The organism is Kitasatospora sp. NBC_00070, from assembly GCF_045041205.1.
GTDB lineage: Bacteria > Actinomycetota > Actinomycetes > Streptomycetales > Streptomycetaceae > Kitasatospora.
Map to the genome: position 1 here is coordinate 7,191,957 of NZ_CP108247.1, position 23,837 is coordinate 7,215,793.

The window sequence follows — 23,837 nt, forward strand, 5'->3', positions numbered from 1 at the left end:
GCCGTCATGCAAGATCGAGGCTAGGCAAGGGGCGGGGTTGGCGGGATCATCGACGCCACCCCACCGCTCTCACCCGGGAGTTGCCCTTGTCCAGCCAGCTGGTCCACCCCGACCGACGGGTCGAACTGCTCCCCGACGTCGCCCTGACCGACCCCCGGTTCGCCAACGAGGACCTCCGCCCGGTACCGGTCGCCGACCGGCGCTGGACCACCTACAACTTCCTCGCCCTCTGGGTCGGGATGGCGCACAACGTGCCGTCCTGGACGCTGGCTTCGGGCCTGGTCGCGCTCGGCATGGACTGGAAGCAGGCAGTGCTCACGATCGGCCTGGCCAACCTGGTCGTGCTGGTCCCGATGCTGCTGACCGGCCACGCCGGCACCCGGTACGGCATCCCGTTCCCGGTCTTCGCCCGCGCCTCGTTCGGCCTGCGCGGCGCCAACCTGCCCGCGCTGCTGCGGGCCGCCGTGGCCTGCGCCTGGTTCGGCATCCAGTCCTGGATCGGCGGCTCCGCGATCTTCCTGCTGGCGGGCGAACTGATCGGGGCCGACTGGCTGGGGGCGTCCCAGGTCGGTGGCCACCCCTGGACCCAGTGGCTGTCCTTCCTGCTGTTCTGGCTGGTCGAGATGGTGGTGATCGCCCGGGGCATGGAGACGCTGCGCCGGTTCGAGAACTGGGCGGCGCCGTTCGTCATCGTCGGGGCGCTCGCGCTGCTGGGGTGGATCTCGGCCAAGGCGGGCGGCTTCGGCCCGCTGCTCTCGCAGCCGTCCGCGCTCGGCTGGGGCAGCGGCTTCTGGCAGGTCTTCTTCCCGGCCCTGATGGGCATGATCGGCTTCTGGTCGACCCTGTCGCTGAACATCCCGGACTTCACCCGGTTCGGCGGCAGCCAGCGCGCCCAGGCGGTCGGCCAGGCGCTCGGCCTGCCCACCACGATGACCCTGTTCGCGCTGCTCTCGGTGCTGGTCACCTCGGGCTCGCAGGCCGTCTACGGCGCGCCGATCTGGGACCCGGTGGCGCTGGCGGCCAAGATGGACAGCACCGTCGGCATCCTGTTCGCACTGGTCACCGTGCTGATCGCCACCCTGTCGGTGAACATCGCCGCGAACGTGGTCAGCCCCGCGTACGACCTGGCCAACCTGCTGCCACGGTTCGTCAACTTCCGTACCGGCGCGCTGGTCACCGGCGTGGTCGGGATCGTGATCTTCCCGTGGAAGCTGGTCTCCGACCCGGCGTTCTACATCTTCACCTGGCTCGGTACGGTGGGCGGCCTGCTCGGCAGCGTCGGCGGGGTGCTGATCGCCGACTACTGGCTGATCCGCCGCACCGACCTGGTGCTGGCCGACCTCTACCGGCGCGAGGGCCGCTACTGGTACACCGGCGGCTGGAACTGGCGCGCCGTCACCGCCCTGGCGGTGGGCGGGCTGCTGGCCGTCGGCGGTTCGCACGGCGGACCGTTCCCCGCCGACGGCCTGATCCCGCTGCTCGAACCGCTGGCCGACTACGGCTGGGCGGTCGGCTTCGGGGCGGCGCTGCTGCTGCACACCGCCCTGACCCGGCTCGCCCCGCCGCGCACCGACTGACGCCGACCGGCACATGGAGGGCCACGCCTCGGGACGGCTCAGTCCTCGACGACCAGCGAGGGGGTGTCGTGCCGCAGGGTCTGTCCCCGGAAGTACGCGGGGGCGCGGTACTGCCAGACGAACATCAGGACCACGCCGAGCAGCAGCAGCCCGAAGCCGATCAGGAAGACGGTGCCGATGCCGAACAGCGAGGTGCCTGAGCCGTAGTCCGGGTCCCAGGTGTCGACGGCGGTCTTGGCGAAGACCAGGGTCAGCAGCACCGCGCCGGTCAGCGGGAACACGCCCTTGAAGAGGAAGTCCCGGACCGAGTGGGTGAGTTCGCGGCGGAAGTACCAGACACAGGCGTAGGAGGTGAGGCCGTAGTAGAAGCAGATCATCATGCCCAGCGCGAAGATGGTGTCCACCAGGACGCTGTCGCTGATCAACGTCATCACCGAGTAGAAGACCGCCGTGCCCACCCCCGAGACCAGGGTCGCGGTGGACGGGCTGGCGAACCTCGGGTGGACCCGGGCCAGACGGGCCGGGATGGCCCGGTAGGTGCCCATCGCCAGCATGGTGCGGGCCGGCGGCAGGAAGGTGGTCTGCAGACTGGACGCCGAGCTGGCCAGCACTGCGACGAAGATCAGGATCGCCAGGTTGCCGAGCACCGGATCGGCCAGCGCGGCGAACACGTTGTCCTCGGTCTCCGGGTTGCCCAGCCCGTACGAGCTGCTGCCGACCCCGGCGAACCGCTGGGCCGCGATCGCCACCACCAGGTAGCTGGTGAGGATCACCAGCATGGTGAGCAGCGCGGCCCGGCCGGGCGTCTTCGCGCTGCCGCTGGTCTCCTCGTTGACGGTCAGTGAGGTGTCCCAGCCCCAGTAGATGAAGAGCGAGAGCGAGAGCCCGGCGGTGAAGGCGGCGAAGGACTGGACCGCGAACGGGTCCAGCCACTGCCAGCTGAACTCGACGGCCAGCGGCGAGCGCCCCTGGCCGGCCTTGACGAAGGCGAACAGCGCGAACACGGCCAGCACCGCCAACTGGAGCCCCACCAGGACGTACTGGACCTCCTTGGTGAGCCCGACCCCCCGGTAGGCGATCGCGGTGGCGGCGGCCACGAAGACCACGCAGGTCAGGACGTTGAGGCCCTTGTGGTGCGCCAGGTCCGCCAGGCTCGGGTGCTCGAAGACCCGGGCCAGCAGCAGGTAGAAGAACGAGACCGCCACCCCGGCCAGGTTGGACAGCACGATGATGGTGGCCACCACCAGGCCCCAGCCGCACATCCAGCCCACGTGCGGGCCGAACGCCTTGGCGGTCCAGGTGAAGGAGGTGCCGCAGTCCGGCATCACCCGGTTCAGCTCCCGGTAGGCGAACGCCACCAGCAGCATCGGCAGGAACCCGGCCAGGAACACCGCGGGCATCTGCAGGCCGACCTGACCCACCGTCGGCCCCAGGGTCGCGGTCAGCGCGTACACCGGTGCGACCGAGGAGACGCTGAGCACCACGCTCGCCACCAGGCCGACCGCGCCGGAGCGCAGTCCCTTCTCCTGCAGGTCCGGCTCCGCCAGGTGTTCGCCGTCGGTACTGCGGTCGCTCGCGCGCACTGGGCCTCCCGACCGCGATCATCGGCGGGCGGGCCGCGCGATGTCACGGACCGGGGCGCCGAACCGCCCGGAACCACCCGTGCGGCGGTGCGCCGGCGGTGGCCCGCCGGGGCAGCCGCCTTCGGGTGAACTCAGCCACACGGTGCACCGGCCGGTGCGGTGAATCCGCAGGTGAGGGTGGTTCTCCGGACAGCGTCGAGCGGTCGTGGCCGTTGCCCGGCGGGCGGCCCGGATGGCAGAGTGCGGCCATGGTCACCTCCGCCGCGCCCGTCACCGCCCCGCCACTGGCTCCCGCCGCCGTCTTCGACTGGCTGGACCAGGCCGCCGACCTGCGGGCGGCCGCCGGGCTGACCCGGACGCTGCGCAGCCGCCCGGCCGAGGACCCGGTGCTCGACCTGGCCGGCAACGACTACCTCGGCCTGGTCCGCCACCCGGTGGTCACCCGGGCCGCCGCCGACGCGGCGCTCCGCTGGGGCGGCGGCGCCACCGGCTCCCGGCTGGTGACCGGTACCACCGCGCTGCACACCGAACTCGAGGAAGAGCTGGCCGAGTTCTGCGGGGCCGAGGCCGCGCTGGTGTTCTCCTCCGGCTACGCCGCGAACCTGGCCGCGCTGACCGCGCTGACCGACCCGGACACCCTGATCGTCTCGGACGCCCACAACCACGCCTCGCTGATCGACGGCTGCCGGCTCTCCCGCAGCCAGGTGCACCGGGCGCCGCACGACGACCCGGCCGCCGTCGCCGAGGTACTGGCCGCGCGGACCCAGCGGCGGGCGCTGGTGGTCAGCGACTCGGTGTTCTCGGTGGACGGCAACGCCGCCCGGGTCGGCGAGCTGTCCGCGGCCGCCCGCGCGCACGGCGCCGCACTGCTGATCGACGACGCGCACGGCCTCGGCGTGCTCGGCCCCGGCGGCCGCGGCGCACTGGCCGCCGCCGGTCTGGCCGGGGCCCCGGACACGGTCGCCACCGTCACGCTCTCCAAGTCGCTCGGCTCGCAGGGCGGCGCGGTGGTCGGGCCCCGACGGGTGATCAGGCACCTCACCGAGACCGCCCGCACCTTCATCTTCGACACCGGCCTGGCCCCCGCGGCCGCCGGGGCCGCGCTGGCCGCGCTGCGCCTGCTGCGGGCCGAACCCGAGCGCGCCGACCGGGCCCGCGAGGTGGCCCGGCTGCTGTCGGCGCAGCTGACCGCCGCCGGGCTGGCGGCCAGCATCCCGGACGCCGCCGTGGTCTCGGTCCGGGCCCCCGGCCCGGAGGCCGCGCTGACCTGGGCCGCCGACTGCCGCACCGCCGGGCTCGCGGTCGGCTGCTTCCGCCCGCCGTCCGTGCCCGACGGCGTCTCCCGGCTCCGGCTGACCGCGCGCGGTGACCTGACGGACGCCCAGATCGCCGCCGCCGTCGAGGTGATCCGGCGCACCGCCCCGCGCGGCTGACCCTCAGCCCTGCCAGCCGGCCGCGCCGCCGAGCAGTGCCAGCAGCAGGATCGCGCAGACGTTGTGGACCGGGTACGAGACCAGCACCGCGACGAACTCGCGCAGCACGGCGCTCGGCCAGTAGTAGGCCGCGGTCGGCGCGCCGGTCACCTGGCCCGGCACCCCGGCCCGGCGGGTGATCAGGGCGGTGCGCAGGACGTGGAAGTCGTTGGTCACCACCACGCAGCGGTACCGCTCCCGCTCGGCCGCCATCAATGTCGCGCTGAACTCCATGTTCTCGGCGGTGTTCCGGGACCGGTCCTCCAGCCGGATCCGGTCGGCCGGGACGCCCCGCGCGATCAGGTGGTCGGCCATCGCGGACGCCTCCGAGCAGCGCTCGTCGTCGCCCTTGCCGCCCGAGACCACCAGCACCGGCGGGCGGCCCCGGGCCTGCTGCGCCGCGGCGAGGTCGAAGGCCCGGTCGAGCCGGGCGCCCAGCAGCGGGGGCACCTGGTCGCCGTCGATCAGACCGGCGCCGAGCACCACCAGGAAGTCGGCGTCGCGGCGGACCGGCAGCCGCCCGTACAGCCAGGAGTACCCGAGGAAGCAGAGCAGCAGGAATGCCAGGTACCCGGCGGGCAGCAGGACCGCGCCCGCCACCACGTGCAGCGGCCGGGAGTCGACCCGGGCCGCCGTCAGCAGCAGGGCGATCACCCCGAGCAGGGCCAGTCCGGCGCCGAGCGACAGCAGGTTGGCCAGCCGGGTGCCCTCGTGCCGGGCCATCACCACGCCGTTGGCGAGCAGGCAGACGGCCACCGCGAGCGCGGCGGGCAGGGCGGCGAACGGGGTCAGTACCGCGACGGCGTCCAGCACGACGGGCGGCAGCCGGTCGAGCTCGCCGAGCAGACCGAGGGCGAGGAAGGCCACCGCGAGCCCGAGCAGGACGGCGTTGCTGAACCGGCGGCGGTCCCGGCGGACGTTGCGCCCGAAGAGCACCAGGAACAGGATGGCGAGCGCGTAGGCGATCATCTGACCGATCCTAGGCAGCCCGGCCCGCGGGCGGAGCCAGGACGGCCGCAGGCGTGGCGCGGCCGACCGGAGCCGGCCTGCCGCGCGACCCGGACCGGACCGCGAGCCGACGGTCGGTCAGCGTTCGTCGGCCGGGACGCCGTTCCAGCGCCACTCGGTGCGGCGGGGGCGGCCCGGCAGCTCGGCGCGGCCGGTGCACCAGAGCAGGGTGGGCCAGGGGTCGGCGTCGGCGGGGGCGTCGGGGAACAGGCGGGCCAGCACCGGGGCGCAGAGCTCGGCGGGCGGGGTCCAGGGCAGGCCGAGGCCCTCGGCCAGGTCGTGGGTGTGCACCAGGGTCTCCACGATGCCCATCGCGGTGAAGCCCTCGGGGTCGGAGACGCCGAAGCCGTGGTGGGCGCGGACCTGCGGGGGAGTGGTGCGGGCCATCGCGACCAGCAGCGCGCCGCAGGACTCCAGGACCTGGAGCAGCCCGGCCGGGCCGGCCGTCCGGTCGGCGCCGATCGCGTTGGCGGGGCCGCCCGGCCGGCGCCGTTCCCAGACGAAGGGCACCTCGCCGGTCAGCGGCGGGGTGCGCGGGCCGAGCTGGGCGGCGTACGCGAACAGGTCGTCGGCCAGGTGCTCGACGGTCTCCCAGCAGGTCCACTCCAGCGAGCCGGCGGGGTGGTCCCAGGCGGTCCCGGGTGCCTCGCGCAGGGTGTCGACGGCGAGCCGGACGGCCAGGTCGAGGTCGTCCGGCGTCACCGGCCGGTCGGATCGGATCATGGTCATGGCAGGACGGTACCCCGCCCGCCGGCGGGGTCGCCGGGGATTTCCGGTCAGTGCTTGCGGGCCCGGCTGGGCTGCACCCGGGGCGGTTCGCCCTCGACCTTGGGGTGGTCCGGCGGGTACGGCAGGTCGCCCACGCCGTGCTCGGCGGCCTGACGGCCCGCCAGCTCCAGCAGCGGGTCGAGCCGGAACGCGTGCTCGGGCAGGTCCGCGTGCAGGTCGCCCAGTTCGGCGTAGCGGGCGGGCATGGTGCGGATGGTGAAGTCGGTGGGGGCGACCTCGTCGAGCTCCTCCCAGCGCAGCGGGGCCGAGACGGTCGCCTCCGGGTGCGGCCGGACGGAGTAGGGGGAGGCGATGGTGCGGTCCCTGGCCATCTGGTTGTAGTCCACGAAGATCCGCTCGCCGCGCTCCTCCTTCCACCAGTTGGTGGTCACCCGGCCCGGCATCCGCCGTTCCAGCTCCCGGCCGAGCGCGATCACGGCGTGCCGGCAGTCGGCGAAGGTCCACTCCGGCACGATCGGCACGTACACGTGCAGGCCGCGCCCGCCGGAGGTCTTCGGCCAGCCCCGCAGCCCGTGCTCCGCCAGCACCGCGCGCAGCTCGTGCGCGGCCGCCACGGCGTCGTGGAAGTCGGTGCCCGGCTGCGGGTCGAGGTCGATCCGCAGCTCGTCCGGGTGCTCGGTGTCCGCGCGGCGGACCGGCCACGGGTGGAAGGTCAGGCAGCCGAGGTTGACCGCCCAGAGCACGGCGGCCGCCTCGGTCGGGCAGATCTCGTCGGCGGTGCGTCCGCTGGGGAAGGCGATCCGGGCGGTCGGCAGCCAGTCCGGCAGGCTCTTCGGGGCGCGCTTCTGGTAGAAGAACTCGCCCTCGATCCCGTCCGGGAACCGCTGCAGCGTGGTGGGCCGGTCGCGCAGCCCGCGCAGCGCGCCGGGCGCCACCGCGAGGTAGTACTCCGCCACGTCCCGCTTGGTGTACCCGGGCCCGGGGAAGTACACCTTGTCCGGGCTGGACAGCCGTACCGCGCGGCCGTCCACGTCCAACTCGATCGCCGTGCTCGCCATGGCGCCCACGCTAGGCCGACCGGGCCGGACCCGCGCGTTCTGACGGGCGTTCGGGCTGACGGACCGCCACCATCGGGGTATGGACCTCCCCGTGCTGCCCCCCGTCTCCCCGATGCTGGCCAAGGCGGTCACCCGGATCCCGCCCGGCCTGCACTACGAGGCCAAGTGGGACGGGTTCCGGGCGATCGTGTTCCGGGACGGCGACGAGGTCGAACTCGGCAGCCGCACCGGCAAGCCGCTGACCCGGTACTTCCCCGAGGTGGTCGAGGCGGTCCGGGCCGAGCTGCCGGAGCGGTGCGTGGTCGACGGCGAGATCGTGATCGCGCACGACGGGCGGCTGCACTTCGAGGAGCTGCTGGAACGGATCCACCCGGCCGCCTCCCGGGTCCGCACGCTGGCCGAGCGGACGCCCGCCTCGTTCGTCGCCTTCGACCTGCTCGCCCTCGGCGCGGACTCCTACCTGGACCGGCCGCTGAGCGAGCGCCGGGCGGCGCTGGTGACCGCGCTGGCCGACTCCGGGCCGCCGGTCCACCTGGCCCCGGCGACCACCGAACTGGCGGTGGCCGAGCGCTGGTTCGGCCAGTTCGAGGGCGCGGGCCTGGACGGGGTGGTGGCCAAGCAGCTGGACCAGCCGTACCAGCCGGGGGCCCGGGCGATGTACAAGATCAAGCACACCAGGACCGCCGACTGCGTGCTGGCCGGCTACCGCGAGCACAAGAGCGGCCCGGTGGTCGGCTCGCTACTGCTCGGCCTGTACGACGAGGCGGGACAGCTCCAGCACGTCGGGGTCTGCGCCTCGTTCACCATGGCCCGGCGGGCCGAACTGGTCGAGGAGCTGGCGGAGTTGCGGCTCCCCGAGGGCGCCGAGCACCCGTGGATGGCTTGGCAGGACGAGGAGGCCCAGGCGTCCGCCCGGCTGCCCGGCGGGCAGAGCCGGTGGACCGGCGGCAAGGACCTGAGCTGGGTGCCGCTGCGCCCGGAGCGGGTCTGCGAGGTCGGCTACGACCACATGGAGGGCACCCGGTTCCGGCACACCACCCAGTTCAAGCGCTGGCGCCCGGACCGCGAGCCGGCCTCCTGCACGTACCGGCAGCTGGAGGAGCCGGTCGGCTACGACCTGGCGGAGCTGCTCGGCGGCTGACCGGGGTCAGGAGCCGGCGGCGCCCTGAGGGCGGGTCAGCCGCCAGACCGTGTCCTCGCCGGTCTCGGCCGGGGCGAGGCGTTCGGCCGGGCGCCGGAGGTGCTCGGTGTAGCCGAGCCGGGCCGGGACCGCGCCGCTCGCGCGGTTGGCCGAGTCGTGCGCGATCTCGACGTACTCCACCCCGGGGAGGCGGAACGCCTGCTCGGTCACCGCCCGGGCGGTCCGGGTGGCCAGCCCCCGGCCGGTGGCGGCGGGGTGCAGCCAGTAGCCGATCTCCCGGCCGTCGGCCGGGGTGTCGTCACGGCGGAACAGGCCGCAGATACCGACCATCGCCCCGTCCAGCACGATCGCGTAGGTGTACTCCGTCCCGTCGGCCCAGCACTCCGCGCGGCGGTCGAGGAAGTCGGCGGTCTTGGCCGGGCTGTGCTCGGCCACCCAGGGCATCCAGGGCCGCAGGTGCTCCAACGACTCCTCGATCACCCGGAGCAGCTCCGGGAGGTCCGCCGCGCCGTCGAAGCGGCGCAGCGTCAGTTCGTCGAGCTCGATCACCTGCAGCGGAATGTCCATGCCCGGCATGATCGGCTTCGGCGGCGGCGCCCTGCAACGGAGTTTCGGGTGCCGGGCGACGCAGGCGACGGACAGTGACCACGAACCATCCTTCGCCCGTCTGTGCGAGCGGCCGGTCGATCCGGTAAGAAGTACACGGAGCAGTGGACTTGTGACCTATCATCGCCCGCGGGCCGGAACCCGTCGGCCGTCGGCCGCGTCACTCTCGGTGGCCAGCATGCGGTGTGGGTCGAGTTCTCGGGGTGGGACAGATGGACGATGCGATAACCAAGGCAGGACCGCAGGACCAGCGGTGGGAGCTGCCGGACTACGAGCACGGGCGCGAGCTCGGCGCGGGTGCGGCGGGCCGGGTGGTACTGGCCCGGCACCGTGCCACCGGTACGCCGGTGGCGGTCAAGTACCTCTCCGGTGCGGCGGCCGACCACGAGGGCTTCCGGGCCGAGGCCGAACTGCTGGCCGGGCTGGACTCGCCGTACGTGGCCCGGCTCTACGAGTACGTGGAGAGCCCGTACGGGGCCGCGATCGTGATGGAGCTGGTCGACGGCATCTCGCTGCGCGACCTGCTGCGGGCCGAGGGCGCCACCGGTCCGGAGGCCGCCCTCACCGTGCTCAAGGGCTCGCTGCTCGGCCTGGTCGCCGCGCACCGGGCCGGGGTGGTGCACCGGGACTACAAGCCGGGCAACGTGCTGGTCGCCACCGACGGTGCGTCGAAGCTGGTCGACTTCGGCATCGCGCTCCGGGTCGGCGACACCGGCACGATCGCCGGCACCCCCGCCTACATGGCGCCCGAGCAGTGGGCCGGCCGCCCCGCCGCGCCCGCCACCGACGTGTACGCCGCGACCGCCACCTTCTTCGAGTGCCTGACCGGGGCCAAGCCCTACGCGGGCACCACGCTGATGGAGCTGGCAGTCCAGCACACCGAGGCGGAGATCCCGGCCGAGCAGGCGCCCGAGGCGCTGCGCCCGCTGATCCTGGCCGGGCTGGCCAAGACGCCGGAGCAGCGGCCGAACGGCGCCGCGCTGCTGATCGAGCAGTTGGAGGCGGTGGCGGGCGCCGCGTACGGACCGGACTGGGAGGCCCGGGGGCGGCACCGGCTCGCCGCATTGGTCGCCCTGCTGCCCGGGCTGCTGCCGTACGGCGGCGCGCCCTCGGTGGGGAGCACGTCGTTCGCGACCACGACGATCGGTCAGGTGGCGGCCGGGCCGGCCCGGTTCGGGACCAGGGCCAAGCTGCTGAGCGCGGGCGTCGGGGTGGTGCTGGTGGCCGGAGCGCTCGCCGGGGTCGCGGTGGCGGGCGCCACCGGCTCGGGCGGGAGCACGGCGGTGGCCGCGCCGAAGGCGACCACGACGCTCGGAGCGGGCGGCGGGCCCTCGCCGGCCGACACCGGGTCACCGACCCCGGCGGCCTCCGAGTCCCCGTCACCCTCGCCGTCGGTCTCCGCCTCGGCCTCGGCATCGGCGGAGGCGAGCGCCGCCGCCTCCGCGACGGTGGCGGCGCCGCCGAAGCCGAGCCCGAGCACGAAGGCCCCGACGCCGACCACCACCGCGTCCGCGAGCGCACCGCCGCCGCCCGCCGTCACGCCCACGCCGACCGTCACGCCGCCCGGGCCGCCGCTGCGGGTGGTGTACATCGCGGGCTCGGCGAGCTGCTCCCCTTCGTACATGACGGTCTCGGGCACGGTCAGCACCGACGGTGCCGCCGACGGCACCCTGACACTGACCTGGACCAGCAGCGTGTCCAGGTTCCCGGTCACCCACACCGTCGCGCTGCCCAAGGGCCAAGTGAGCGTCAAGTTCAGCGACTCGATGCCGTTCGGCGCGGCCCGGTCGCTGACCGTCCGGCTGGCCAGCACGCCGGCCGCCGGCCGGGGACAGGGCTCGACCTTCACCCTGGACACCATCACTTGCAACCCGCCCCGCTGAGAGCAGGACAGCCATGACCACTCCACCGGCGTCCGAACCGGACCGTACCGTGCGCCTCGGCAAGCCGGCGGACCCGGAGCCCGCACCGGCACCCGCACCCGTGGTGGCCCTCGGCCCGGTACGGCGCCAGAAGCCCGCCGAGCCCGCCGAGCCCGCCGCCGCACCGACGGAGACCGTCCGGCTCGGCGGTCCGCCGCCCGGGCCGAACGAGACCGTCCAGCTCCGGATCGATCCGGCCGAGGCGGCGGCCCAGACCGCCGCGCTGAACGAGGAGTCGACGGTCCGGCTGAACCAGGACGAGCCGTTCGGCACCGTCCGGCTCGGCCCGCCGCCGGCCGGGGGCACGGTGCAGCTGCGGCTGCCGGCGGAGCCGACCCCGTTCGAGAGCGCGACCTTCCTCGACCCCGAGGTGTGGCCCGCCGCCGCACCGCCCGCCGGTGCCGACGACCCGACCCGGCGGGAGGCCCCGGCCGTCGCGCCGGTCCCGGCCCAGCCGGACGGCCTGCGCCGGTTCGGCCCGGGGGTCCCGCCGCAGGCCGCCGCGGTCTGGCACGGCACCGCCGAGCCGCCCCGCAGGCGCCGTTGGAGACGGTGGCTGATCCTGCCGCTGCTGCTCGCGCTGCTGGCCGCCCTCGGGTACTGGGCCTGGCAGCAGTACGGCCGCCCGATGGTGGTCGACTCGGTCGCGATGGAGACCGACCCGGCGGCGCTCGGCTGCGAGGGCACCCAGGTGATCCGGGCCGTCCTGGCCACCGACGGCGGTGGCGGCGACCTGAGTTACCGCTGGCGCCGCAGCGACGGCACCGACTCCGGCGAGCTCACCCAGCACATCGCCCGGGGCCACCGCAGTACCGAGCTGGTGCTCCGCTGGTCCTTCCACGGCCAGGGCTCGATGGACGCCACCGCCACCCTGGAGGTACTCGCCCCGGACTCCCACACGGCCGCCGTCTCGTTCACCTACGACTGCGCCTGACCGCTCGTCACCCGGCCCGCAGGTCGGGCTCGGGGCGGTGGTCGCGCAGCCAGCGCCGGTAGGTGGGGCTGCGGGCGCCGACGGCTCGTTGGGCTTCGGCGACGTGCTGGACCAGGGTCGGACCCAGGTGGGCCACCGGCCCGGCGCGGTGCCAGGCGAGCAGGTGGCGGTACCACAGTGGGTTGCCGACGATCGGCCGGACGGCGATGCCGGGGATCTCCTCGAAGGTGGCCTGGCACAGGCTCACCGCGTGGCCGCCACGGACCAGTTCCAGCAGCAGCCGCCCCTCCACCTCGTGGACGGTGCGCATCCGGTGGCCGGTCGCCAGCAGGGTGGTGGACCAGTACTCCCGGATCCGGTCGTCGTCGGGGTGCGGCGACGCCCAGTCCTCGTCGGCGAGTTCGTCCAGCGTCACCTCGTCCCGCGCCGCCAGCCGGTGGCCGGCGGGCAGGGCGACGAACAGCGGTTCGGTGGCGATCGGGTGCAGCGCGACGCCGGGGCAGGGGGCCAGTTCGAAGCCGGGGCTGTCGCCGACCACGGCGACGTCGAGGCGGCCGTTGGCGACGTCGTCGACCAGCGGTACCGACGAGCCGTGTCCCCGGGAGACGATCCGGGCCCCGGGAAAGTGGATCTTGAGGGTGGTGATCAGCCCGCCCAGCGGTGGAGCGTTGACGGAGCCGAGCCTCAGCTGCGGCACGGGGTCACCGGCCCTGGCGGCCAGCGCGGCGGTGCCCAGCAGGTCGTCGATGGTGGGCAGGACGGACCGGGCCCGGGCGAGCACCACCTCGCCGAACGCCGTCGGCACGGCCCCGGAGGGCCTGCGGTCGAAGAGCCGGCCGCCGAGCATGGTCTCGATCCGGCGCAGCTGCGCACTGAGCCCCGGCTGGCTGAGCCGGAGGGCGGCGGCGGCGCGGCTGAGGCTCCCGGACTCGGCGATCGCGCAGATGATCCGCAGGTGGCGTATCTCGAGCTCCATAGCCGGATGTTATGGAGTGATGAGAGCTCCCGGGAAGGGCTCCGAGCAGCCAATCTTGTCCCACATGTGAAATGTCATATGACATAGGAGTGGCGACAATGAGAACACGAAGGGCCCGATCGGCCCTGGTCGCGGCGCTCGGGCTGCTGGCGACGGCAGCCTGTACGGCCACGGGCGGCACCGGCGCCGGCGACGCCGCCCCGGTGCGCGGCGGCACGCTGCACGTGCTGTCGAGCCTCGACCTGGAGCACCTGGACCCGGCCCGCGCCTACGTCACCTCCACCCAGGACGTGGGCCGGCTGATCTACCGGACGCTGACCACCTTCGCACCCGCCCCGGGGCCGGCCGGCGGCCGGATCGTGCCGGATCTGGCGACGGACACCGGGCGCCCCAGCGACGGGGCGAAGACCTGGACCTTCACCCTCAAGGAGGGCGTGAAGTACGAGGACGGACGGCCCGTCACCAGCAAGGACGTCAAGTACGGGGTGGAGCGGACGTTCGCCGCCGAGCTGCCCGAGGGACCGCCGTACGCCCGGCTCTGGCTGGCCGGCGGCGAGGCGTTCAAGGGCCCGTACCAGAACCCCGCCGGGCTCGCGTCGATCGAGGCCCCGGACGACCGGACCATCGTCTTCCGGCTCAACCGCCCGGTCTCCGACTTCGGTTCGGCCGTGTCGCTGCCGATGTTCGCCCCGGTCCCGCAGGACAAGGACACCGGCGTCGGCTACGACGGCCGCCCGTTCTCCTCCGGCCCGTACAAGATCGAGCGGTTCGAACCCAAGAAGCAGCTCACGCTGGTCCGCAACACCGCGTGGGACCAGGCCACCGACACCGTCCGCAAGGGCCTGCCCGACCGGGTGGTGATCGACCTCAACCTCGACCCGGCCGTGCTGGACCAGCGGCTGATCGCGGGTCAGGGCGAGGACGCCGACGCGGTCGCGATGGAGCCGATCGGTCCTGCCTCGGTCGGGCGGGTGCTGAACGACCCTCAGCTCAAGCAGCGGCTGGTCACCGGGGAGTCGATCAACACCCGGTTCCTGAGCATCAACACCAGGCACCAGCCGCTGGACGACGTCCGGGTCCGGCAGGCCATCGCGTACGCGCTGGACAAGGACGCCCTGCGCACCACCCGGGGCGGCCCGATCGCGGGCGAGCTGGCCACCACCCTGCTGCCGCCCACCCTGCCCGGCCACGTCGCGGACGACCGGTACCCGAGCAAGGACGGCAAGGGCGACCCGGCGAAGGCCAAGGCGCTGCTCGCCGAGGCCGGCCACGCCGCCGGGGTGACGCTCACCCTCGACACCCCGGCCACCGCGGGCGGCAAGGCACAGGGCGAGGCGGTGCAGGCATCGCTGGCCCGGGCCGGGATCACCGTGAAGATCAACGAGATCAGTTCCTCGGCGTTCTACTCCACCGTGGGCAGCCCGGCCCGGCAGCACGACCTGGTGATCGACGGCTGGACCCCGGACTGGCCGGGTGCCTCGACCTACCTGCCGATCCTGTTCGACGGCCGCCTGATCACCGCTGAGGGCAACAACAACCGGGCCCAGTACGACTCCGCCGAGGTGAACAAGCGGCTGGACGAGATCAGCACGCTCGGCGACCCGGCCGCCGCCCAGGCGGCGTACGGCGAGCTCGCCGGTCGGATCATGCGGGACGCGCCCGTGGTGCCCTTCCTCTGGGACCAGGCCGCCATCCTGGTCGGACCGAACGTCACCGGGGCGTACGGGCACACCGCCTTCGTCGGCCGGCTCGACCTGGTCTCGCTGGGGCTGCGGAAGTGACCGTCCTGCGAAGGCTGCTGACCCGCCGTTCGGCGGCGTTCGCGCTGGCCGTGGTGGCCCTGCTGGTGCTGGCCGCGCTCGCCGCCCCGCTGGTCGGCCGGCTCACCGGCAACTCACCCACCGAGTTCCACGGCGAGGCGGTGGACGCCGCGCTCGGCGGCCTGCCGCGCGGCCCGGCGGGCGGGATCAGTGCCGAGCACTGGCTCGGCGTGGAACCGGTGAACGGCCGGGACGTGCTCACCCGGGTGGTGTACGGCGCGCGGGTCTCGCTGCTGATCGCCGTGCTCGCCACCGCGCTGTCGGTCCTGCTGGGGACCACGCTCGGCCTGCTGGCCGGCTTCCTCGGCGGCTGGACCGACACCGTGATCGGCCGGCTGATGGACCTGTTGATGTCCTTCCCCGGCCTGATCTTCATGATCGCGCTGATCTCGGCCGCACCCGGCGCGGACCGCCGGCTGCTGCTGGTGGTGGTGCTCGGGTTCTTCGGCTGGCCGTACGTCGGCCGGATCGTGCGCGGGCAGGCGATGGTGCTGGCCCGGGGCGAGTTCGTGGCTGCGGCCCGGGTGCTCGGCGCCTCCCGGCGGGCCCTGCTGCTGCGCGAGGTGCTGCCCAACCTGACCGGCCCGGTGCTGGTGGTGGCGACCATGTCGGTCCCGGCCTGCGTCGCCACCGAGGCCGGCCTGTCCTTCCTCGGCGTGGGCGTGCAGGCGCCGACGCCCAGTTGGGGCCAGATGATCGCCGCCGCCGTGCCCTGGTACGCCGCCGACCCCGTCTACTTCCTCATCCCCGGCGCCTTCCTGTTCGCCACCGTGCTCGCCTTCAACGTGCTGGGCGACGCGGTGCGCGATGCGCTCGACCCCCGGAGCCAGCAACGATGATCCTCTACCTGCTGCGCAGACTGGCCGTCACCGCGGCCGTCCTGGTGGTGATCTGCGCCATCACCTTCTCGATCTTCTACCTGATGCCCGCCGACCCGGCCCAGGGCGCCTGCGGCAAGGCGTGCAGCCCGGCCCGGATCGCCGAGATCCGCGCCACCCTGGGTCTGGACCGCTCCGCGCCGGCCCAGTTCGCGGACTACCTCGGCGGCATCGTCGGCGGCCGGACGTACGGCACCGGCGAGCGCGCCGTGCAGTGCCCGTTCCCCTGTCTGGGGTTCAGCTTCCAGACCGGCCGGCCGGTCTGGCACCTGCTCACCGACCGACTGCCCGTCAGCATCTCGATCGCGCTCGGCGCGGCCGCGCTCTGGCTGGCGGTCGGCGTGGCGGCGGGCGTGGTGTCCGCGCTGCGGCGCGGCAGCCTGTGGGACCGCGCCGCGATGACCGCCGCGCTCGGCGGCATCTCGCTGCCGATCTACTTCACCGCGCTGGTGCTGCAGTACCTGCTGGTGGTCCAGCTCGGAGTGCTGCCCTACCCCCGGGTGGTCCCGATCACCCAGGACCCGGTCGGCTGGGCGCAGTCGATGGTGATGCCCTGGATCACCCTGGCCATGCTCTACGCCGGGGTCTACGCCCGGATCACCCGCGGCGAGATGCTCGACAGCCTCGGCCAGAACTACGTCCGCACCGCCCGGGCCAAGGGCCTGCCCGAGCGCACCGTGGTGCGCAGGCACGCGCTGCGGCCCGCGCTGATGCCGATCGTGACGATCTTCGGGATGGACCTCGGCGCGCTGCTCGGCGGTGCGTTGATCACCGAGTCGGTGTTCGGCCTGCCCGGGGTCGGCAAGCTCGCGGCCGACGCCATCGCGGGTGCCGACCAGCCGGTGATCCTCGGCGTGACCCTGTTCGCCGCCGCCTTCGTGGTGCTCGCCAACCTGGCCGTCGACCTGGTCTACGCCGCCCTCGACCCGAGAGTGCGGGCCGTCGCATGAATCTGCTGACCGTACGTGACCTGACGGTGGACTTCCGCTCCGGCGTCCGCGCCGTGGACGGGCTCGACCTGGAGCTGAGTGCCGGTCAGGTGCTCGGCGTGGTGGGCGAGTCCGGCAGCGGCAAGTCCGTCACCAGCCTGGCGGTGCTCGGCCTGCTCCAGGGCGCCACCGTCCGCGGTGAGATCCGCTTCGACGGACGCGAGCTGACCACGCTCGACCAGCGCTCGCTGCGCCGGCTGCGCGGGGACCGGATCGCGATGGTCTTCCAGGACCCGCTGTCCTGCCTCAACCCCTACTACTCGGTGGCCTTCCAGATCGCCGAGGCCTACCGGGCGCACCACCGGGCCGGGCGGCGGGAGGCCCACCGGGTCGCCGTCCGGATGCTGGAGCGGGTCGGCATCCCCGAGCCCGAACGACGGGCCCGGTGCCACCCCCACGAGTTCTCCGGCGGGATGCGGCAGCGGGTGATGATCGCGATGGCACTCTGCCTGGAACCCGACCTGCTGATCGCCGACGAGCCGACCACCGCGCTCGACGTCACCGTCCAGGCACAGATCCTGGACCTGCTGCGCGAGCTGCGGCAGGAGGCCGGCACCGCGATCATGCTGATCACCCACGACATGGGCGTGGTCGCCGGGCTCGCCGACCAGGTCGTGGTGATGCACCAGGGGCGGGCGGTCGAACGCGGCACCGTCCACGAGGTCTTCCAGCGGCCGCAGCAGCCGTACACCCGCGGCCTGCTCGCCTGCGTGCCGCGGATCGACGGCCCGCTGCCCCACCGGCTGCCCACCCTGGAGGCGACGGCATGAGCGAGCGAAGCAAGCGAAAAGTCGAGCACAGTGCCCTGCTCGAAACCCGTGACCTGGTCAAGCGCTTCCCGGTGCGCCACGGCTTCACCCGGCGGCTCGCCGGGCAGGTCACCGCCGTCGACGGCGTCTCACTACGGGTCGGCCCCGGCGAGACGCTCGGCCTGGTCGGCGAGTCCGGCTGCGGCAAGTCCACGGTGGCCAGGCTGATCACCGGGCTGGAGCGACCCAGCTCCGGCACCGTCCGGTTCGCCGGGCGGGACCTCGACGGACCTGACGACCCCGGGGTGCGCCGCGAGCTCCAACTGGTCTTCCAGGACCCGTTCTCCTCGCTCAACCCCCGGCAGACCGTCCGGCAGATCCTCGCCTCGCCCTTCCGGTACCAGGGGCTGACCCCGGACGAACCGGTGGAGCGGCTGCTGGAGCGGGTCGGCCTGCGGCCGGAGCACGCCGACCGCCATCCGCACGAGTTCTCCGGCGGGCAGGCCCAACGCATCGGCATCGCCAGGGCGTTGGCGCTCCGGCCGAAGCTGGTGGTGTGCGACGAACCGGTGTCGGCGCTCGACGTCTCGGTGCAGGCCCAGATCCTCAACCTGCTCAAGGACCTCCAGGACGAGTACGGCCTCGCCTACCTGTTCATCGCGCACGACCTCGGCGCCGTACGGCAGATCAGCACCCGGATCGCGGTGATGTACCTGGGCTCCGTGGTCGAGACCGCCGACCGGGACACCCTGTTCGCGACCCCCGCCCACCCGTACACCCGTGCCCTGCTGTCGGCCGTGCCGCTGCCCGACCCGGACGCCGAGCGGACCCGCGAGCGGATCGTGCTCCGCGGCGACCTGCCCAGCCCGCTCGACCCGCCCAGCGGCTGCCGCTTCCGCACCCGCTGCCCGCGGGCGGCCGACCGCTGCGCGGTCGACCGGCCGGTGCTGCGGACGCTCGCGCCCGGACACGAAGTCGCCTGTCACTACCCGGAGTTCACCGAATGATCCTGCACACGCACCAGCTGCCCGGCCTGGCGGTCACCGACCACCTCTTCACCGTGCCGCTCGACCACACCGACCCCGGCGGCGCGACGATCGAGGTCTTCGCCCGGGCGCTGGCCGACCCGGCCCGGGCGGCGGACCGGCTGCCGTGGCTGCTCTACCTCCAGGGCGGCCCCGGCGGGAAGTCCCCACGCCCGCTGAACGCCGGCGGCGGCTGGCTCGGCCACGCCCTGAAGACCCACCGGGTGCTGCTGCTCGACCAGCGCGGCACCGGCCGCTCGACCCCCGTCACGGCCCGCAGCGCGGCCGGCTTCCGCAGCCCCCGGCGGCTGGCCGACCACCTCGCCCTGTTCCGGGCCGACTCGATCGTCGCCGACGCGGAGCTGATCAGGGCTCAGCTCTGCGACCAGGAACCCTGGGAGACGCTCGGTCAGAGCTACGGCGGCTTCGTCACCCTCAGTTATCTCTCCGCCGCCCCCGAGGGGCTGCGCGCCTGCTACGTCACCGGCGGCCTGCCCGGCCTCGACGGCACCGCCGACGAGGTGTACGCCGCCACCTACCCCCGGGTGCGCGACAAGGTCACCGCCCACTACGCCCGCCACCCCGGCGACCGCGAGCAGCTCCGGCGGATCGCCGACCTGCTCGGGGGTGATCCGGTGCTGCTCCCCGACGGCGATCCGCTGACCGTCCGCCGGCTCCGCACCCTCGGGCTGATGCTCGGCATGGGCGACGGCTCCACCCGCCTGCACTGGCTGCTGGAGGAGGCGTGCGACGCCGACGGCGGACTCTCCGCCACCTTCCTGCAGCAGGTGGCCCAGCTGACCGGGTTCACCGAGAACCCGCTGTTCGCCGCCCTGCAGGAGTCGATCTACGGACGGCCCGGCAGCGCCACCGGCTGGGCCGCCCTGCGCGCCCTGGCCGAGCACCCGGAGTTCGCCGAGGAGGCCGACCCGCTGCTGCTCACCGGCGAGATGATCTACCCCTGGATGTTCCGCGACATCACCGGCCTGCGCCCGTTCGCCGAGGCCGTCGAGCTGCTCGCCCAGCGCACCGACTGGCCCGACCTCTACGATCCCGCCCGGCTCGCCGCGAACCGGGTGCCGGTGGCCGCCGCGATCTACCACGACGACATGTACGTGGACGCCGAGCTGTCCCTGCGCACCGCCCGTGCGGTCGGCGGCCTGCGGACCTGGGTCACCAACGAGTGGGAGCACGACGGGGTCACCGCCTCCGGGGGCCGCGTGCTGGCCCGCCTGATGGACCTCGCCGCCGACCGGATCTGACAACCCCTCACCGCCAAGGAGATTGATGCGACTCCGCACCCTCACCGCCGCCGTCGCCCTTGCCCTCCCGCTGGCGACGGCCGTCCCGGCCGCCGCCGCCCCCGCCCCGGCCGCCGGGTGCGCACTGCCCGGCCGGACCGGTTGGACCGACGAGGGCCACGACACCGACCGCACCCAGTTCCAACGGGCGGTCGGCACCAAGCGCGTCCTGATGCTCCACGTCGACTTCCCCGACGCCCCGGCCACCGGCGAGTTCGCCGACTACTACCGGCAACTCGCCCCGGCGGCCGACTGGTTGAAGGAGGCTTCGGACGGCCGGACCCGCCTGGAGATCACCCCGCTGAACCGCTGGCTGCACATGCCGCAGGACTCCGCCTCCTACGGCTTCGACCGCGGCATCACCTTCGAGCAGCACGAGCTGTACGTCCGGCAGGCCGCGGAGGCCGCCGCCCCGTACACCGACCTCGCCCGGTACGACATGGTCTACGTCGTCCCGACCAGGTCCGCCGCCGCGATCAGCTTCTCGCCCACCTACCTCTACGACCCGGCCACCGCCGGCATCGTGGTGGACGGGAAGCGCCTCAAGTGGGCGGTGACGTTCGGGCAGGACATGTACCGCTGGGGCCCCAAGGTCGCCGCGCACGAGACCGGGCACACCTTCGGCCTGCCCGACCTGTACGCCTTCGCCGGTACCGACTACCACCGGTTCGTCGGCGGCTGGGACCTGATGGGCCTGATCTCGGGCCCGTCCCCGGAGCAACTCGGCTGGGAGCGCTGGAAGCTGGGCTGGATCGACGACCGCCAGGTGGCCTGCCTGCCCGCCGCGGGCACCCGCACCGTACGCCTGGGGGCCGTCGAACGCCCCGGCGGCACCAAGATCGCGGTGATCCGCACCGGCGAGACCACCGCGTACGTCGTCGAGTCCCGCCGGGCGGTCGGCGGGGACGCCGGTGCCTGCTCCACGGGGGTGCTCGTCTACAAGGTCGACAGCGCGGTCCCGACCGGTGAAGGCCCGATCCAGGTCGTCAACGGCAACCCCGGCGCCACGCCGCCGGCCGGCTGCACGCCGCTCGACCTGGCGGCGTACGGGCCGGGACAGTCCTTCGACGACCCCGCCACCGGGGTCCGGATCGACGTCCTGCGCCGGGACCGGTTCGCCGACACCGTCACGGTCAGCAGGCGGTAACGCCTGCTGACCGTCCACCGACTCGCGTCGGGGCACCGCAGGGGCTTCCCCCACGGCTGAGCGGTGTCCCGGCGCGACCCCCCCGGCCGGAGCCGGGCCGGTCAGTCGAGGGTGGCCGAGGTCCGGGGGCGCACCGGGGCGGTGAGCGAGGGGTCGGTCAGCACCGGGTCGTCGGCGCGGGCCCGGGCCAGGGCGGTGGGGGAGAGGCGGGCGGTGGCGAGGGCGGGGCCGTCGGGGCCCACCTCGGTCTGCAGGGTGCCGTCGGGGTTCCAGACCGCGCTGCCGCCGCAGCCGTGGTACGGGCCGCTGGTGACGCAGTGGTTGGCCAGCAGGGTGTAGCTGGTGTTGTCGAGGGCGCGGGCCGGCAGGACGGTGGCGCGCTGGTGGGCGCCGCTGCCCCGGCCGAGCATGGCGCCCAGCAGGTAGGCGTGGGCGCCGTCCAGGGCGGCGGCCCGGGCGTGCTCGGGGAAGCCGAGGTCCCAGCAGATGCCCAGGCCCAGGCGCCAGCCGTCCAGGGTGAGGGTGCAGCCCTCGGTGCCGGGGCTGAACCCGGCGGCGCGCTCGTTCGGGGTGGCGTGCTGCTTGTCGTACTGGGTGACGAAGCGTCCGTCCCGGCCCAGTACCAGGGCGGAGATCCGCAGCTGGCCGCCGGAGTGGTGACGGGTGGGGGCGCCGACCACCACGGCCGTCCCGGTGTCGGCGCAGGCGGTGGCCAGCGGGTCGAGCCGGGCGTCGCCCGCGCCGAGGGTTTGGGTGTCCGGGTCGGCGGCGATGCCGTCGAGCTCGTAGCCGGTCAGGAACAGCTCCGGCAGCACCAGCAGCGCGGAGCCCTGGTCGGCGGCCCGCCGGACCAGCTCGGCGGCGGTGGCGACGTTGGCGGCGATGTCCAGGGCGGCGCAGGCGGCCTGACCGGCACTCAGGGTGAGAACGGTGGACGGCAGGGCGGGAAGATCGCTCATGGAAGGCCAGCCTAGCCCAGGCCGTCCGGGGCGGATCAGCCCGGGAGCCCCGGTACCACCAGGCCGGACTCGTACGCGAGCACCACCGCGTGGGTCCGGTTCTGCGCGCCGAGCTTGGTCAGCACGTTCCCCACGTGGGTCTTCACGGTCTCCTGACTGACCGTGAGCGACCCGGCGATCTCCGGGTTGGACAGGCCGGTGGCCATCAACCGGAGCACCTCCTCCTCCCGCCCGGTCAGCGCCGCCTGCGGCAGGGCCTGGGCGGAGGCCAGCGGCCGGGCGGAGACCAGCCGGCGCAGCGCCGCCGGGAAGAGCACCGCCTCGCCCGCCGCCGCCACCCGGACCGCCTCCGCGATCTGCCGGACCGGCAGCCGCTTGAGCACGAAGCCGCTGGCCCCCGCGCCGAGCGCGGCGGTCACGTAGCCGTCGTTCTCGAAGGTGGTGATCACCACCACCTTCGGCGGCTCGGCCGAGTCCGCCAGCAGCTGCCGGGTGGCCTCGATCCCGTTCCGGCGCGGCATCCGGACGTCCATCAGGACCACGTCGGGCCGCAGCTGCCGGGCCAGCTCGACCGCCTCGACGCCGTCGGCGGCCTCGCCGACCACGGTGATCCCCGGCTGGGCCGCGAGCAGGGTGCGCAGCCCGCTGCGGGTCACCGCGTCGTCGTCCGCGATCAGCAGCGTGACGCCCGGGTCCTGGTCGGGGCCGGTCACGCCGACTGCCGAACCGGCAGCCGGACGGCCAGCCGCCAGTGCTGTGCCCCGTCCGGGCCGGCCTCGAACTCGCCGTTCAGCAGCCGCACGCGCTCGGCCAGCCCGGGCAGGCCGTGGCCGGAGGTCGGGAAGGCGCTCGGGCCCGTCCCGGTCCGGTTCAGCACGCTGAGCTCCAGTCCGTCCGGCCCGGCCGCCACCCGGACCGCGATCGGACCGCCGGCCCCGTGCCGCAGCGCGTTGGTGAGTCCCTCCTGGAGGATCCGGTACGCCGCCCGGGAGAGCGTCCCCTGCACCTGCGTCAGGTCGGCCGACAGCTCGGGCTGGACCACCGCCCCGGCGTGCCGCAACCGGTCCAGCAGTTCGGGCAGGTCGGCCAGGGTCCGGGTCGGCGCCGTCCCCGCCTGCTCCTCGCGGAGCACGCCCAGCACGTAGTCGAGGTCCTCCAGGGCGGCCCGGGTGGACTCCTCGATGCTGCGCAGCGCGGCCCGGGCGGCCGCCGGGTCGGCCGCGAGCACCTCGCCCGCCACCGCGGCCTGGATGGTGGCCGCCGTCAGGGTGTGCCCGATCGAGTCGTGCAACTCGTGGGCCAGCCGGTTGCGTTCGGCCAGCTGCTGCTCGCGCTCGGCGGCCAGCGCGAGCCGCTCCGCCGAGGAGGGGCCCAACAGCCTCGGTGCCAGCCACCGCTGGGCGTTCGTCACCAGGACGCACACCAGCAGCGCCAGCAGGATGCAGGCGGCCGCCAGCACCCAGCTCCAGGCGCCCGAGACCTGCACCGACCAGTTGAACAGGGTCACCCCCGCCTCGGAGCGGGTCCAGTCGCCCGGCAGGGCCACGCCCATGGCGAGCAGCAGACCGCCCAGCAGCAGCGCCGTCCACCCCAGGGCCACCTGCAGCACCAGCCAGAGCGGGGTCCGCCAGCGGTCGGCGCCGGTCGGGCCGGTCGCGGCGGGGGCGGGCAGCGGCACCGCCAACAGGCGCCGGGCGGACGCGACCAGCACCCGCCGGGTGGTCCTGGCCAGCCCGACCACCCCGGTCAGCGCCGCCCAGAGCAGCAGGCAGAGCGCGGCCTTCACCCCGTAGGGAGCGGTCTCCCAGGCCAGCGCCGGCACCAGCGCGAGAGGCAGCAGCGCAAGACTCGCCGCCGCGCCGAAGGAGGCGAACAACACACCCGAATACGTTGAGCCGCGCAGTAGCGGCCGGATTCCCCTGATCATGATCGTCAGTATTGCCGAGCGGTCCGGCGGGGACCT

At 74.1% G+C, this 23,837-nt stretch carries 21 protein-coding genes; 12 read left to right on the forward strand and 9 right to left on the reverse strand.

The features are described from left to right. The first annotated feature begins 86 nt into the window (after positions 1–86). On the forward strand, positions 87–1,577 hold the full coding sequence (locus OHV05_RS32490; RefSeq protein WP_405020886.1) for an NCS1 family nucleobase:cation symporter-1: 1,491 nt from the start codon (positions 87–89) through the stop codon (positions 1,575–1,577). 38 nt (positions 1,578–1,615) lie between these two features. Here OHV05_RS32490 and OHV05_RS32495 read toward each other — a convergent pair whose 3' ends face one another. After that, on the reverse strand, positions 1,616–3,160 hold the full coding sequence (locus OHV05_RS32495; protein WP_405020887.1) for an APC family permease: 1,545 nt from the start codon (positions 3,158–3,160) through the stop codon (positions 1,616–1,618). A 248-nt stretch (positions 3,161–3,408) separates the two neighbouring features. On the opposite strand from OHV05_RS32495, the gene OHV05_RS32500 reads away from it, so the two are divergent. Then, a complete protein-coding gene (locus tag OHV05_RS32500; RefSeq protein ID WP_405020888.1) occupies positions 3,409–4,593 on the forward strand; it encodes an 8-amino-7-oxononanoate synthase in 1,185 nt (394 codons plus the stop codon). A 3-nt stretch (positions 4,594–4,596) separates the two neighbouring features. Here the strand turns inward: OHV05_RS32500 and OHV05_RS32505 are convergent, their stop codons facing one another. The 3 genes from OHV05_RS32505 to ligD all read right to left on the reverse strand — a co-directional run bounded on the left by OHV05_RS32505 (position 4,597) and on the right by ligD (position 7,412). Continuing rightward, the gene (locus tag OHV05_RS32505) at positions 4,597–5,601 is read right to left on the reverse strand and encodes a YdcF family protein (RefSeq protein ID WP_405020889.1); all 1,005 of its coding nucleotides are present in this window, start codon (positions 5,599–5,601) and stop codon (positions 4,597–4,599) included. A gap of 117 nt (positions 5,602–5,718) precedes the next feature. Next, a complete protein-coding gene (locus OHV05_RS32510; RefSeq protein ID WP_405020890.1) occupies positions 5,719–6,369 on the reverse strand; it encodes a maleylpyruvate isomerase N-terminal domain-containing protein in 651 nt (216 codons plus the stop codon). Between the two features lie 47 nt (positions 6,370–6,416). Beyond that, positions 6,417–7,412, reverse strand: coding sequence for a non-homologous end-joining DNA ligase (gene ligD, locus OHV05_RS32515; RefSeq protein WP_405021594.1), 996 nt, complete (start codon positions 7,410–7,412; stop codon positions 6,417–6,419). Between the two features lie 94 nt (positions 7,413–7,506). Here ligD and OHV05_RS32520 point away from each other — a divergent pair, with 94 nt between their 5' ends. Beyond that, complete coding sequence (locus tag OHV05_RS32520) at positions 7,507–8,568, forward strand: ATP-dependent DNA ligase (RefSeq protein ID WP_405020891.1); 1,062 nt, start codon at positions 7,507–7,509, stop codon at positions 8,566–8,568. A 6-nt stretch (positions 8,569–8,574) separates the two neighbouring features. On the opposite strand, the gene OHV05_RS32525 is transcribed toward OHV05_RS32520, so the two are convergent. Beyond that, positions 8,575–9,135, reverse strand: a complete 561-nt coding sequence (locus tag OHV05_RS32525) for a GNAT family N-acetyltransferase (protein ID WP_405020892.1) — start codon at positions 9,133–9,135, stop codon at positions 8,575–8,577. Between the two features lie 251 nt (positions 9,136–9,386). Here OHV05_RS32525 and OHV05_RS32530 point away from each other — a divergent pair, with 251 nt between their 5' ends. Beyond that, positions 9,387–11,057, forward strand: a complete 1,671-nt coding sequence (locus tag OHV05_RS32530) for a serine/threonine-protein kinase (RefSeq protein WP_405020893.1) — start codon at positions 9,387–9,389, stop codon at positions 11,055–11,057. A gap of 13 nt (positions 11,058–11,070) precedes the next feature. After that, positions 11,071–12,030, forward strand: coding sequence for a hypothetical protein (locus OHV05_RS32535; RefSeq protein ID WP_405020894.1), 960 nt, complete (start codon positions 11,071–11,073; stop codon positions 12,028–12,030). Between the two features lie 7 nt (positions 12,031–12,037). On the opposite strand, the gene OHV05_RS32540 is transcribed toward OHV05_RS32535, so the two are convergent. Next, positions 12,038–13,006: a LysR family transcriptional regulator gene (locus OHV05_RS32540; RefSeq protein ID WP_405020895.1), complete on the reverse strand. Its 969-nt coding sequence runs from the start codon at positions 13,004–13,006 to the stop codon at positions 12,038–12,040. Positions 13,007–13,104: 98 nt separating this feature from the next. Between OHV05_RS32540 and OHV05_RS32545 the strand changes: the two genes are divergently transcribed. The 7 genes from OHV05_RS32545 to OHV05_RS32575 are packed head-to-tail and all read left to right on the forward strand — an operon-like array spanning position 13,105 to position 20,915. After that, positions 13,105–14,787 (forward strand): ABC transporter substrate-binding protein, encoded by a 1,683-nt coding sequence (locus OHV05_RS32545; protein ID WP_405020896.1) that lies wholly within the window; start codon positions 13,105–13,107, stop codon positions 14,785–14,787. Then, positions 14,784–15,665 carry an ABC transporter permease gene (locus OHV05_RS32550; RefSeq protein ID WP_405020897.1) on the forward strand — a complete coding sequence of 294 codons (882 nt, stop codon included), beginning with the start codon at positions 14,784–14,786 and terminating at the stop codon, positions 15,663–15,665. The genes OHV05_RS32545 and OHV05_RS32550 overlap by 4 nt, the downstream gene beginning before the upstream one ends. Beyond that, complete coding sequence (locus OHV05_RS32555; RefSeq protein WP_405020898.1) at positions 15,662–16,654, forward strand: ABC transporter permease; 993 nt, start codon at positions 15,662–15,664, stop codon at positions 16,652–16,654. The genes OHV05_RS32550 and OHV05_RS32555 overlap by 4 nt, the downstream gene beginning before the upstream one ends. Then, complete coding sequence (locus OHV05_RS32560) at positions 16,651–17,463, forward strand: ABC transporter ATP-binding protein (protein WP_405020899.1); 813 nt, start codon at positions 16,651–16,653, stop codon at positions 17,461–17,463. The genes OHV05_RS32555 and OHV05_RS32560 overlap by 4 nt, the downstream gene beginning before the upstream one ends. Continuing rightward, on the forward strand, positions 17,460–18,449 hold the full coding sequence (locus OHV05_RS32565) for an ABC transporter ATP-binding protein (RefSeq protein WP_405020900.1): 990 nt from the start codon (positions 17,460–17,462) through the stop codon (positions 18,447–18,449). The genes OHV05_RS32560 and OHV05_RS32565 overlap by 4 nt, the downstream gene beginning before the upstream one ends. After that, positions 18,446–19,729, forward strand: coding sequence for an alpha/beta fold hydrolase (locus OHV05_RS32570; protein ID WP_405020901.1), 1,284 nt, complete (start codon positions 18,446–18,448; stop codon positions 19,727–19,729). Before OHV05_RS32565 ends, OHV05_RS32570 begins: the two co-directional genes overlap by 4 nt. A gap of 25 nt (positions 19,730–19,754) precedes the next feature. Beyond that, complete coding sequence (locus OHV05_RS32575) at positions 19,755–20,915, forward strand: M6 family metalloprotease domain-containing protein (protein WP_405020902.1); 1,161 nt, start codon at positions 19,755–19,757, stop codon at positions 20,913–20,915. 101 nt (positions 20,916–21,016) lie between these two features. On the opposite strand, the gene OHV05_RS32580 is transcribed toward OHV05_RS32575, so the two are convergent. Genes OHV05_RS32580 through OHV05_RS32590 form a run of 3 tightly spaced genes read right to left on the reverse strand, consistent with a single transcriptional unit; the run spans position 21,017 to position 23,753 of the window. Further along, positions 21,017–21,874, reverse strand: a complete 858-nt coding sequence (locus OHV05_RS32580) for a carbon-nitrogen hydrolase family protein (RefSeq protein ID WP_405020903.1) — start codon at positions 21,872–21,874, stop codon at positions 21,017–21,019. 35 nt (positions 21,875–21,909) lie between these two features. Further along, a complete protein-coding gene (locus tag OHV05_RS32585) occupies positions 21,910–22,587 on the reverse strand; it encodes a response regulator (RefSeq protein ID WP_405020904.1) in 678 nt (225 codons plus the stop codon). Continuing rightward, entirely contained in the window at positions 22,584–23,753 is a 1,170-nt protein-coding gene (locus tag OHV05_RS32590; RefSeq protein WP_405020905.1) for a sensor histidine kinase, read from the reverse strand. Before OHV05_RS32590 ends, OHV05_RS32585 begins: the two co-directional genes overlap by 4 nt. Between the last annotated feature and the right edge of the window lie 84 nt (positions 23,754–23,837).

Coding starts and splice junctions, on each gene's coding strand:
- OHV05_RS32500 (WP_405020888.1), top strand. CDS start 3,409: ATGGTCACCTCCGCCGCGCCCGTCACCGCCCCGCCACTGGCTCCCGCC.
- OHV05_RS32505 (WP_405020889.1), bottom strand. CDS start 5,601: ATGATCGCCTACGCGCTCGCCATCCTGTTCCTGGTGCTCTTCGGGCGC.
- OHV05_RS32510 (WP_405020890.1), bottom strand. CDS start 6,369: ATGACCATGATCCGATCCGACCGGCCGGTGACGCCGGACGACCTCGAC.
- OHV05_RS32520 (WP_405020891.1), top strand. CDS start 7,507: ATGGACCTCCCCGTGCTGCCCCCCGTCTCCCCGATGCTGGCCAAGGCG.
- OHV05_RS32525 (WP_405020892.1), bottom strand. CDS start 9,135: ATGGACATTCCGCTGCAGGTGATCGAGCTCGACGAACTGACGCTGCGC.
- OHV05_RS32530 (WP_405020893.1), top strand. CDS start 9,387: ATGGACGATGCGATAACCAAGGCAGGACCGCAGGACCAGCGGTGGGAG.
- OHV05_RS32535 (WP_405020894.1), top strand. CDS start 11,071: ATGACCACTCCACCGGCGTCCGAACCGGACCGTACCGTGCGCCTCGGC.
- OHV05_RS32540 (WP_405020895.1), bottom strand. CDS start 13,006: ATGGAGCTCGAGATACGCCACCTGCGGATCATCTGCGCGATCGCCGAG.
- OHV05_RS32545 (WP_405020896.1), top strand. CDS start 13,105: ATGAGAACACGAAGGGCCCGATCGGCCCTGGTCGCGGCGCTCGGGCTG.
- OHV05_RS32555 (WP_405020898.1), top strand. CDS start 15,662: ATGATCCTCTACCTGCTGCGCAGACTGGCCGTCACCGCGGCCGTCCTG.
- OHV05_RS32560 (WP_405020899.1), top strand. CDS start 16,651: ATGAATCTGCTGACCGTACGTGACCTGACGGTGGACTTCCGCTCCGGC.
- OHV05_RS32565 (WP_405020900.1), top strand. CDS start 17,460: ATGAGCGAGCGAAGCAAGCGAAAAGTCGAGCACAGTGCCCTGCTCGAA.
- OHV05_RS32570 (WP_405020901.1), top strand. CDS start 18,446: ATGATCCTGCACACGCACCAGCTGCCCGGCCTGGCGGTCACCGACCAC.
- OHV05_RS32575 (WP_405020902.1), top strand. CDS start 19,755: ATGCGACTCCGCACCCTCACCGCCGCCGTCGCCCTTGCCCTCCCGCTG.
- OHV05_RS32580 (WP_405020903.1), bottom strand. CDS start 21,874: ATGAGCGATCTTCCCGCCCTGCCGTCCACCGTTCTCACCCTGAGTGCC.